Raw genomic sequence first — 10,941 nt, forward strand, 5'->3', positions numbered from 1 at the left:
GGAAATCGCAGTGTGCCCATCCAGTGAAGGCGTCACCGCCGTGCTTGTCAATGCACGGCGTGCGGTTGGCATTTTATGCTGCCGTTCCTCGCCGCGGCAGCGACAGCAGCAGGTGGGCGATGGCGCCGCCGACAATGCCCCAGAAGGCCGAACCGATGCCGAGCAGCGTGACACCGGAGGCGGTGATGAGGAAGGCGATCAGCGCCGCGTCGCGCTGCTTTTCATCATGCAGGGCGCGTTGCAGGCTGCCGCCGATGGTGCCGAGCAGCGCCAGCCCGGCGATGGTGTGGATCAGGGCGACCGGCAACGCGCTGAACAGCAGGCCGATGGCGCCGCCGAACAGCCCGGCCAGCAGGTAGAAACCGCCGGCGGCCACCGCGCCCATATAGCGCCGCTGCGGATCGGGATGCACGTCCGGCCCCATGCAGATGGCGGCGGTGATCGCGGCGATGCACACCGAGAAGCCGCCGAACGGCGCCAGCAGCAGCGCGGTGAGCGCCGTCCAGGCGATCAGCGGTGACGTAGGCACGCGGTAGCCCGCCGCCTGCAGCGTGGCGATGCCGGGGGCGTTCTGCGAAGCCATGGTCACCACGAAGAAGGGTACGCCGATGCCCAGCAGCGTCGGCCAGCTGAAGTGCGGCGCGATAAATTCCGGCATGGCGAACGCCGGCGCATGCTGCGTCAGCTGGATATTGCCCTGCAGCGCGGCGATCGCCAGCCCGGCCGCCAGCGTTAGCACGATGGCGTAGCGCGGTTGATAACGGCGGCTGAGCAGATAGGCCAGCCCCATGCCGGCGCTCATAGGGAAATTGAGCTGCAGCGAAGCGAAGGCGTCCAGGCCGAAACGCAGCAGGATCCCCGCCAGCATCGCGGCGGAAATCGCCTGCGGAATGTAGTCCATCAGGCGGGCGAACAGCCCGGTGACGCCGCACAGCAGGATCAGACCGGAAGCGAAGATAAACACGCCGATCGCCTCGTTGATCGGCGTGCCGGGCAGGCTGGTGACCAGCAGTGCCGCACCGGGCGTCGACCAGGCGGTGAGGATCGGGGTACGGTAGTAAAGCGAGAGTCCGAGCGAGGTGATGCCCATCGCGATCCCCAGCGTGCTCAGCCAGCCGCCGATCTGCGCCGGCGTGGCGCCTGCAGCGGCGGCGGCCTGAAAAATGATCGCGGCGGAGCTGGTGTAACCCACCAGAACGGCGACAAAGCCGGCCATGACGGCGGGCAGGGTCAGATGGCGCAGGGAGAGGGCTGGGCGCATGAGTGGCTCCAATCGGTGGTTGTGCGTTATAACGCACGTTGAGAAATCAGCATAGCACCGTGCGCTATAGCGCACAAGCGGGTATAATCGGGCTCGACACGCAGAGGAGAACTGGATGCAGGAACTTGCCGGCCATTTGGCACACACCCTTCGCACGCTGCGCGCGCAGCGCGGCTGGAGCCTGACGCAGGCGGCGGAATACACCGGCGTCAGCAAGGCGATGCTCGGGCAGATTGAACGCGGCGAGTCCAGCCCGACGGTGGCGACGCTGTGGAAGATCGCCACCGGTTTCAACGTGGCGTTTTCCGCCTTCCTTGAGGCCTCGCCCGCGCAGCAGCAGGCGACGCTGCATCGCTACGGCGAGCTGCCGGTGTACGATCAGGACAACGCCGATATGCGCGTGGTGCCGCTGTTTCCCTACGATCGCCAGCTGGGTTTCGATATGTTCGTCATCGATCTTGCACCGGGCGCGCTCAGCGAGTCGTCGCCCCATGAGCCGGGCGTGATCGAGCATGTCATCGTGATCAGCGGCCGGTTGGAGTTGGCGATAGACGGCGAATGGCACAGCCTGGCCGCCGGCGAGGCGATGCGCTTTCAGGCCGATCGGCCGCACGCTTACCGCAACGCCAGTTCACAAACGGTGCGTATTCACGATCTGATCCACTATCCTCAATCCTGACTCAACGCGGCGGCCGTGGGCTTTGACTCCGCGCCGCCAAACGCCTACCTTGTTGAAAATGACTCTTATTTCACAGGCTGTCGCCCACGACGGGGCGGCGTTGCAGCCGACTCAAAAGGAGCTTGATTTTGCCGGTCACCAATCGACGTCAGTTCATTAAACTCAGTGCGCAAACCGCAGGAGCCGTATTCGCGATGACTTCATTACCCAACAGTATCCGCCTGGCGATGGCAGCGGAAGGCGGCGCGGCCGCCGGCGATGAATTCCTGTGGCTGGAAGAGCTGCAGGGTAAAAAAGCGCTGCAATGGGTGCAGCAGGAAAATCAGCGCACCGTGGCGCGTTTCGGCCAGGGCGAAGACTTTCAGCGCATTGAACGCGAGGTGTTGGATATCCTCAATAAAGACACCCAAATCCCGTGGGTGAGCAAGCGCGGCGAGTACTATTACAACTTCTGGCAGGATCAGGCCAACCCGCGCGGCCTGCTGCGGCGCACCACGCTGGACGAGTACCGCAAGGCCAAACCGGCCTGGGAGACGGTGCTGGATATCGATGCGTTGGGCAAGGCGGAAGGCAAGGATTGGGTCTATCAGGGCTCGCAACCGCTGGCGCCGGAATACCGCTATTGCCTGATGCAGCTGTCGCCGGACGGCGGTGATGCCACCGAAATCCGCGAATTCGATCTGGTGGCCAAACGCTTCGTCAAGGACGGCTTCAACGTGCCGGTGGCGAAAAGCCGGGTCTCCTGGGTCGATCGGGACACGCTGTTCATCGCCACCGATTTCGGCCCCGGATCGATGACCCAGTCCGGTTACGCGCGCATCGCCAAACGCTGGCGGCGCGGCACGCCGCTGAGCGCCGCCGAAACGCTGTACGAAGCGCAGCCCGAGGACATGGCGGTCTTCGCCTATCACGATCGCACGCCGGGCTTTGAGCGCGATTTCGTCGGCCGCAGCCTGGATTTCTATCGCCGCGACTATTTCCTGCTGATGCAGGACGGCCGGCAGAAAAAAATCGATATCCCGGCCGACGCCGAGCTGGACACGCATCGGGAATGGCTGCTGATCAAACCGAGCAGCGACTGGGAGGTGGGCGGCAAGCGTTATCCGTCCGGCGCGCTGCTGGCGGCCAACTTCGATGACTATCTGGCGGGCAAGCGCGAGCTGCAGCTGTTGTTTACCCCGACGGCGGAGCAGGCGCTGAGCGGCTACAGCGGCACCCGCGATCATCTGATCCTCAGCATCATGGATAACGTGGTCAACCGTCTGGAAGTGCTGACGCCGCAGGGCGGCAGCTGGCAACGTCGCCCGCTGGGCAACCCCGGCGCCATCAGCACCCTTTCCGCCGGCGGCATCGACGAAGAGAGCAACGCCTATTTCTTGACCGTCAGCGGGTTCCTGCAGCCGACCTCGCTGTACATGGGCAATCTCGACGGCGGTGAGGCGACGCTGCTGAAACAGGCGCCGCAGGATTTTGACGCGTCAGGCTACCAGGTGAGCCAGCATTTTGCGCGTTCCAAGGACGGTACCCGCGTGCCGTATTTCCAGATTGCCGCCAAAGATCTCAAACCGGACGGCAGCACGCCGACGCTGCTGTATGGCTACGGGGGGTTTGAAGTGCCGCTGCTGCCGGGCTATCTCGGCGGCAAGGCGCCGGCCTGGTTGGAGCGCGGCGGGGTGTACGTGGTGGCCAATATCCGCGGCGGCGGCGAATACGGCCCGGCCTGGCACCAGGCGGCGCTCAAGCAGAACCGCCATCGCGCCTACGAGGATTTTGCCGCCGTGGCCGAAGATCTCATCGCACGCAAGGTGACCTCGGCGCCGCATCTGGGGGCGCGCGGCGGCAGCAACGGCGGCCTGTTGGTGGGCAATATGCTGACGCTGTATCCGCAGCTGTTCGGCTGCATCGTCTGCGAAGTGCCGCTGCTGGACATGCAGCGTTATACCCAGCTTTCCGCCGGCGCGTCGTGGATCGCCGAATACGGTGACCCGAGCAAGCCGGAGGAGTGGGCCTACATCAAGACCTTCTCGCCGTACCACAATATTCAGGCGCAGACGGCCTATCCGCCGGTGCTGTTCTATACCGCGACCAGCGACGATCGGGTCAACCCGGCCCACGCCCGCAAAATGGCTGCGCGCATGCAGGCGATGGGGTATCAGCAGGCCTATTTCTATGAAAATACCGAAGGCGGGCACAGCGCCGCCGCCGACAAGCAACAGGCGGCGTTCCACAGCGCGCTGGTAAGCGAATTCATGTGGGCCAACCTGAGCGGCAAGCCCAAGTCAGCGTAAGCCTTTTTCTTGCAGGCATAAAAAAACACCGGGGCGTTAACCCCGGTGTTTTTATTTACGTTCAATCTGCCGGCGATCAGCGAGCCGCGGTGGCTTCCTGCGCTTTCTGATTGGCGTCTTCGGTGGTGTCCAGCGTCATGCGGTACAGCTTCGGCGCGGTCAGCATCATCAGGATAGCGATGACGGCGGTGACGATGCCGATCTGCATAAACACATGGCTGTAGATGGCCAGCGAAGCGTGCGCGTCGTTGATGTCGCTCGGGACGGCGGTCAGACCGGCAACCTTACCGGCGATCAGCGCGGCGGCGGCGGTGGTCAGGAACCAGGAGCCCATGATGAAGCCCATCAGACGCTGCGGCACCAGCTGTGCCACCATCGCCAGACCCAGGCCGGAAATCATCAGCTCGCCGATGCTCTGCAGCGCGTAGCTCAGGATCAGCCAGTTGACCGACACGATGCCCTGTTCGTTGGCGAAGCTGGCGCCCCATGGCAGCACCAGGAAGGCGCAGGAACACAGGATCATGCCGAAAGCGAACTTGTGCGGCATCGGCAGGCGATCGCCCATTTTGTTATACAGCGCGGCCAGAATCGGGCTGGCGAGCATGATCCAGAACGGGTTCAGCGCCTGATACTGCTCCGGCTCGAAGGCAACGCCGAAGATGCTGTGTTCCACGTTATGGATGGCGAAGAAGTTCAGCGAGGTTGGCATCTGGCTGTACAGCACGAAGAACACCACCGCTTCCAGCATCAGCAGGAAGGCGACGATCATCTTGCGGCGTGCGGCGCCGTGCAGGGCGAAGGTTTCCTTGGCGAACACCAATACGATGCCGGCGGAAACCAGGGCCAGCGCCCAGCGCGCGATCACCTGGTTGTGCAGCAGCCAGCTGGACACGGCGATCAGCGCCACGATGCCGACCAGCACCATCAGCAGTTTCGGCAGATGCAGCGGCTTGAAGTCAGGCTTGGAACCGTTTTCCTTCACCCACTTGTGGCACATCATAAAGTTGACCAGGGTGATCAGCATGCCGACCACGCTCAGGGAGAACGCCACGCTCCAGCCGTATTTTGCCGCCAGCCACGGAGTCGCCAGCATGGAGAAGAAGGAACCGATGTTCACCGACATGTAGTACATGGTGAAGGCGCCGTCGATACGCGGATCGTCTTTCTCATAGCAGGTGGACAGCAGGGAGGACGGGTTGGCCTTGAACAGGCCGCTGCCCACGGCGATGGTCGCCATACCCATGTAGACCCAGAAGATGTCGTGGCCGGAGTAGGCCACCATGGCGTAACCGGCGGCCAGCACCAGCGCGCCGAGCACGATCACGCGTTTGGCGCCCAGCACCTTGTCGCCCAGCCAGCCGCCGATGGCGACGAAGCCGTATACCAAGGCGCTGAAGGAAGAGAACAGGGTGATGGAGTCGGCTTCGCTCATGCCGAGCATCTTGACCAGATAAACCGCCATGATGCCTTGCAGGCCGTAATAGCCGAAACGCTCCCACAGTTCGATCGAGAAGATCAGATAGAACGCTTTCGGTTGTTTGAACGCGTTAAGGCTAACGCTCTCCGGGTGTTGGTTGTTTGCTGTTGACACTGGTACCTCTGTTTTTTCGCAGCCCGTCTTTGGAGGACGGGAAAGTACAAAAGTTGATGCGGAACGGCATCCTTTTGCGTTGTTATAGGATGGGGACGGCGGTTAATGTTCACTATCTTTGTCAACGTGGCAAGCAGTTTGTCATATTCGGTTACATTTAACGCCCGCAGGATTATGCCGCGATGTTGCAAATGTTATGCAGTATTAACTTTCGGGTTTTAATGGTTTGCCGATTTTTTGTTTTGATTAAAAGCTATACGGATTTTAAACAGGGATATATTCTGCTGAATTGCTATTTTTTAGCGCATCAGTGTATGTACGGTTATTAATCCGTTGGAATGTTGTGTATATGGCGCGGTTTGTAAAATTATAGAAATTTAGGAAAACGGGACTGGCATTTGTGAACGTCTTGTGATCCCGAAAGCGTGACGTTCACCGCAATTTTCGACTAATTTTTCGCTTGAAAATAACACGGCACTGAGTTTTTCACTGAAAACCGCGATAACGCCGGGGTTACTGCTGCGCGATATCACATTTCCGATAAAAAAGAGGCGTTGGCGGGGGAAAGGACGCGGTGGGGTACGGTTTGTCGCACCCCACAAACTCAGGATTCCGGATAAACTTTTTCTTTATACTCGCACAGGTCTTCGATAATGCAGGAGCCGCAGCGCGGTTTGCGCGCGATGCAGGTATAGCGGCCGTGCAGGATCAGCCAGTGGTGGCAATCGACCTTGAATTCGGCGGGCACCACCTTCAACAGCTTCTCTTCCACCTGATCGACGTTCTTGCCCGGCGCGAAGTGGGTGCGATTGCACACCCGGAAGATATGGGTGTCGACGGCGATGGTCGCCCAGCCGAAGGCGGTGTTGAGCACCACGTTGGCGGTCTTGCGGCCGACGCCGGGCAACGCTTCCAGCGCGGCACGGTCTTCCGGCACTTCGCCACCGTGCAGCTCCAGCAGCATGCGGCAGGTTTTGATCACGTTTTCGGCCTTGCTGTTGAACAGGCCGATGGTCTTGATGTACTCCTTGACGCCATCAACCCCCAGCGCCAGCATGGCGGCGGGAGTGTTGGCGACCGGATAAAGCTTGGCGGTCGCCTTGTTGACGCTCACGTCGGTGGCTTGTGCAGACAGCAGCACCGCAATCAGCAGTTCAAACGGCGTGGTATACACCAGCTCGGTGGTCGGGTGCGGATTGTTGTCGCGCAGCCGGGTCAGAATTTCGAGTCGCTTCTGCTTGTTCATCAGGCCTTCTCAGCACGTCCTTGTTCCAGCAGCGGTTCCACCGCCACGGCGCGGGCTTTGCGCGCCTTCATTTTTTCGTCGATCAGATATTTGACCGCCAGCAGCAGCCCCAGGCCGATAAAGGCGCCCGGCGGCAGCATCGCCAGCAGGAAGGGGCTGTCGAAATGCACCACTTCGATGCGCAGCGACTTGGCCCAGCCGCCCAGCAGCTGATCGGCGCCGTCGAACAGTGTGCCGTTACCCAACAGTTCGCGCATCGAGCCCAGCGTCACCATCACGCCGGTAGCGCCGAGGCCGATGGCCATGCCGTCCAGCGCCGAGAGGCCGACCGGCTTCTTGGCGGCCACCGCTTCGGCGCGGCCCACCACGATGCAGTTGGTTACGATCAACGGAATAAAGATGCCGAGCGACTGATACAGGCCGAAGGCATAGGCGTTGATCAGCATCTGCACGATGCTCACCACGGCGGCGATGATCATCACGTAGATAGGAATGCGCACCTCGCTCGGCACCCAGCGGCGCACCGCGGAGATGGAGGCGTTGGTCAGCGTCAGCACCAGCGTGGTGGCCAGCCCCAGGCCGAGCGCATTGGTGACGGTGGAGGTCACCGCCAGCAGCGGACACATGCCCAGCAGCTGCACCAAGGCGGAGTTGTTTTTCCACAGCCCCTGGACGATCAATTCTTTGGCTTCACTCATTCGCTGGCTCCACACGCAGGTAAGCTTTCAAGTTTAGGCGGCAGCGTTTCCATATACAACGCCGTGCGGCGTACCGCATTGACCACCGCTCGCGGGGTGATGGTGGCGCCGGTGAACTGGTCGAACATGCCGCCGTCTTTCTTCACCGCCCAGCGCTTATCGTCCGGGCCTTCGATTTTCTTGCCGCTGAAGAAGGAAATCCAGTCGGAAATGCGCAGTTCGATTTTGTCCCCCAGCCCCGGGGTTTCGTGGTGCTCAATGACTCGGGTGCCGAGCACCGTGCCGTTGAAATCGGCGCCGACCAGCAGCTTGATGGCGCCGGAGTAGCCGTCCGGCGCGGTGGTTTCCAGCGCGGCGGCGGTCGGCTGCCCGTTTTTGCGCGCCAGGTACAAGCGGTGCGGCGCGCCGTCGCCCAGCGCCGGGTCGCTGACCAGGAAGCATTCGTTCTGCATGACGTTGTCGTAGTTTTCCGGCGGCACCACCTGATCGAGCAGCGCTTTTTGTTGCAGCGCCGCCTGATGGGCGATGGTGGTTTTCGTCAGGGCGTAGACCACGGCGGTCAGGCCGGTGGTGACCGCCGCGAACACCGCCAGCGTGGTGCCGTGCTTTCTCATGGAATTCAGCATGGCGGCTCCTTAGCGATGGCCGTACACGCGCGGCTGCGTGTAGTGGTCGATTAACGGGACGGTGATGTTGGCGAGCAGCACGGCGAAGGCTACGCCGTCAGGGTAGCCGCCATAGACGCGGATCAGCCACACCAGCACGCCGATCAGCGCGCCGTAGATCAAACGGCCCTTCGGCGTAGTAGAGGCGCTGACCGGATCGGTGGCGATAAAGAACGCGCCCAGCATGCTGGCGCCGGAGAACAGGTGGATCAGCGGCGAAGCCTGATGCGCCGGATCGATCCACCAGGCCAGGCCGGAACAGAAGGCGATGGCGGCCAACATGCTGAAAGGGATCTGCCAATGGATCAGGCGGCGCGCCAGCATAAACAGGCCGCCGGCCAAGAAGCCGAGGTTGACCCACTGCCAGCCGATGCCGGCCAGGGCGCCGCCAAACAGCGGCTGCTGCAGCACCTGTTCCACGCTGTGGCCGCTGCGCAGGCCGGTTTTGAAGCCGTCGAGCGGCGTGGCCTGGCTGATGCCGTCCACGCCCATCTGCAGTTCGTGCAGCGTCGCGCCTTGCGAGGTATGGCCGCTGAAAATGGCCAGCAGCGTGTCGTGGAGCGAGAGTGCGGTGGCGCGCAGCTCATCCGGCGGCAGCCAGCTGGTCATCTGTACCGGGAAGGAGATCAGCAACACCACGTAACCGACCATTGCCGGGTTGAACGGGTTCTGCCCGAGGCCGCCGTACAGCTGCTTGGCGATGATGATGGCGAAGAAAGTACCGATGACGATCATCCACCAGGGGGCCAGCGGCGGCAGGCTGATACCGAGCAGCAGCGCGGTGAGCAGGGCGGAGTTATCCGCCAGCCGGCTGCGCACCGGCAGCTTGCGCAGCTTGAGGATCGCGCCTTCCGCCGCCAGCGCGACGATCGCCGCCAGCGCCACCTGAATCAATACGCCGTAGCCGAAGAACCAAATCTGTGCCGCGATGCCGGGAATGCACGCCAACATGACCCACAGCATGATGCGGCTGGTGCTTTGCTGGTTGTGGGTGAAAGGCGAGCTGGCGATGTGTAAGCCTTTGGCGGCTGTGGGTGATACCGGCCTGAACTTCATAGAGTAACGATACCTTCTGCGCCGCGCCTGCGGCAGTTTCGATGCGCCGTTCTGAAGGCGCGGCAAAAATGATAGCCGAGCATTCTACCTGATTCGATGCGAGGGTAATACGCCTTAATAATAGGGGTATTCAGCTTTTCGCATTCGCGGCGATCGGGGCAATGCAATTTGATTTTTTTTTGGCCGGAAAATGGGCTAACGTGAGGAATTGTCAGTGGAACTTGTGCCGCTAGCGACCGCAAAAAACCGGGTAACCGTATGAATGAGATATGATTTTTCTCCAAGTTTTCGCACAAAATAACAACTTTCACATAATCTGTGTAGGTTACTATCGCGACATTATTGAGTTAGTGAATCCATAATAATGACAAATGAAGACATTTTTTTTATTGAAGAGCTAATTGAGTGGGTGGAGATACATCTGGAGAAACGGCCAAACCTGGATGAAGTCGCGCGTATTTCGGGCTATTCCAAGTGGCATCTGCAGCGTAAATTCAAGCGTATTACCGGCATTCAACTCGCCACCTATATCCGTTCGCGCATCCTGACGCGCGCCGCGGTGGCGCTGCGCATCACCCGTCGCTCGATCATCGACATTTCCGATGAGCTGGGCTTCGACTCGCAGCAGACCTTTACCCGCATGTTCAAGCAGCGCTTCAACATCACCCCCAATCGCTACCGCGCGATGGAGCACTGGGACGTGAAAAACCTGATGCCGCGCTTTAACTTCGAAGCCAGCTACGGCGCCGGTTATTATCCGGAGGTGAAGCGCCTGACGCTGCCCGAGATGCAGCTGGTCGGCTTCACGCGCCGGCTGGATTTCGCCTCCGAGCAGGAGCTGGAGTACTCTTCCTGCATGGCGATGAAGGACGAGATTTTCAACGACTTCTTCAAGGGGCTGCACGTCGACTGCCGGCGGATTTACAGCATCTATTCCCCCCAGGCCGGGGAAGGCGACGAGCTGTCATCCACGCTGGTGATGGCGGTCGATCCTGAACACAAAAAGGATATTCTTTCCAACCATCAGATAGACACCTTCCATTTGCCGAGCCGCGAGTTTATCTCCATCAACCATAAGGGCACGGCGAAAGAGTGTCTGCAGTTTTTCGGTTACCTGATGTCGCATGTGATGCCAGGGCTGAAGGATGAGGTGCGCGGCAGTATGGAAATGGAGATCATTCAAACCAAAGAGTGGAATCCGGAATCTAAACTGCGTCAGATTGAGGTGGATTACACCTACCTGATCTCTATCGATTAAACGGCACCCGGCGTAGGCCCGGCACCGCTATCGATCATTTTTCTTCCGTTGCGGCCGCCAGCGATTCTCTGGCGGCTTTCTTCGCTTTGGCGCGGGCGATAGCCGCTGCCACCGCCGCCTTGCGCGGATCTTCCTCGGCGGTCGCCGGTGCCGTTTCCGCCGGTGCAGGGGCGTCCGCCTGCTGCGCCGCTTTCTTGGC

General features: G+C 60.9%; 9 protein-coding genes. 3 read left to right on the top strand and 6 right to left on the bottom strand.

Annotated elements, in window-relative coordinates:
* Positions 1-73: 73 nt before the first annotated feature.
* Complete coding sequence (locus QOL81_RS16495) at positions 74-1,261, bottom strand: benzoate/H(+) symporter BenE family transporter (protein WP_283439931.1); 1,188 nt, start codon at positions 1,259-1,261, stop codon at positions 74-76.
* A gap of 115 nt (positions 1,262-1,376) precedes the next feature.
* On the opposite strand from QOL81_RS16495, the gene QOL81_RS16500 reads away from it, so the two are divergent.
* Positions 1,377-1,940, top strand: a complete 564-nt coding sequence (locus QOL81_RS16500; protein WP_060419147.1) for a helix-turn-helix domain-containing protein — start codon at positions 1,377-1,379, stop codon at positions 1,938-1,940.
* A 194-nt stretch (positions 1,941-2,134) separates the two neighbouring features.
* Positions 2,135-4,228: a prolyl oligopeptidase family serine peptidase gene (locus tag QOL81_RS16505; protein WP_084826311.1), complete on the top strand. Its 2,094-nt coding sequence runs from the start codon at positions 2,135-2,137 to the stop codon at positions 4,226-4,228.
* Positions 4,229-4,304: 76 nt separating this feature from the next.
* On the opposite strand, the gene dtpA is transcribed toward QOL81_RS16505, so the two are convergent.
* From dtpA to rsxD, 5 genes are all read right to left on the bottom strand, one after another.
* Positions 4,305-5,819 carry a dipeptide/tripeptide permease DtpA gene (gene dtpA, locus QOL81_RS16510; protein WP_038873079.1) on the bottom strand — a complete coding sequence of 505 codons (1,515 nt, stop codon included), beginning with the start codon at positions 5,817-5,819 and terminating at the stop codon, positions 4,305-4,307.
* Positions 5,820-6,423: 604 nt separating this feature from the next.
* A complete protein-coding gene (gene nth / locus QOL81_RS16515) occupies positions 6,424-7,065 on the bottom strand; it encodes an endonuclease III (protein ID WP_019455952.1) in 642 nt (213 codons plus the stop codon).
* Complete coding sequence (locus QOL81_RS16520) at positions 7,065-7,763, bottom strand: electron transport complex subunit E (RefSeq protein ID WP_038873082.1); 699 nt, start codon at positions 7,761-7,763, stop codon at positions 7,065-7,067. The genes nth and QOL81_RS16520 overlap by 1 nt, the downstream gene beginning before the upstream one ends.
* Complete coding sequence (gene rsxG, locus QOL81_RS16525) at positions 7,760-8,389, bottom strand: electron transport complex subunit RsxG (RefSeq protein WP_033652583.1); 630 nt, start codon at positions 8,387-8,389, stop codon at positions 7,760-7,762. The genes QOL81_RS16520 and rsxG overlap by 4 nt, the downstream gene beginning before the upstream one ends.
* 9 nt (positions 8,390-8,398) lie before the next feature.
* Entirely contained in the window at positions 8,399-9,484 is a 1,086-nt protein-coding gene (gene rsxD, locus QOL81_RS16530) for an electron transport complex subunit RsxD (RefSeq protein WP_283439932.1), read from the bottom strand.
* 364 nt (positions 9,485-9,848) lie between these two features.
* On the opposite strand from rsxD, the gene QOL81_RS16535 reads away from it, so the two are divergent.
* Positions 9,849-10,742 carry a helix-turn-helix domain-containing protein gene (locus tag QOL81_RS16535; protein ID WP_060419143.1) on the top strand — a complete coding sequence of 298 codons (894 nt, stop codon included), beginning with the start codon at positions 9,849-9,851 and terminating at the stop codon, positions 10,740-10,742.
* Positions 10,743-10,941 lie beyond the last annotated feature (199 nt).

This window comes from Serratia sp. CC22-02, assembly GCF_900182895.1.
In the GTDB taxonomy this organism is placed as follows: Bacteria; Pseudomonadota; Gammaproteobacteria; order Enterobacterales; family Enterobacteriaceae; genus Serratia; species Serratia nevei.

Bases quoted from the DNA above. Each gene is read 5' to 3' on its own strand.
- rsxD (WP_283439932.1), bottom strand. From the start codon at position 9,484: ATGAAGTTCAGGCCGGTATCACCCACAGCCGCCAAAGGCTTACACATC.
- nth (WP_019455952.1), bottom strand. From the start codon at position 7,065: ATGAACAAGCAGAAGCGACTCGAAATTCTGACCCGGCTGCGCGACAAC.
- QOL81_RS16535 (WP_060419143.1), top strand. From the start codon at position 9,849: ATGACAAATGAAGACATTTTTTTTATTGAAGAGCTAATTGAGTGGGTG.
- QOL81_RS16500 (WP_060419147.1), top strand. From the start codon at position 1,377: ATGCAGGAACTTGCCGGCCATTTGGCACACACCCTTCGCACGCTGCGC.
- QOL81_RS16495 (WP_283439931.1), bottom strand. From the start codon at position 1,261: ATGCGCCCAGCCCTCTCCCTGCGCCATCTGACCCTGCCCGCCGTCATG.
- QOL81_RS16505 (WP_084826311.1), top strand. From the start codon at position 2,135: ATGACTTCATTACCCAACAGTATCCGCCTGGCGATGGCAGCGGAAGGC.
- rsxG (WP_033652583.1), bottom strand. From the start codon at position 8,389: ATGCTGAATTCCATGAGAAAGCACGGCACCACGCTGGCGGTGTTCGCG.
- QOL81_RS16520 (WP_038873082.1), bottom strand. From the start codon at position 7,763: ATGAGTGAAGCCAAAGAATTGATCGTCCAGGGGCTGTGGAAAAACAAC.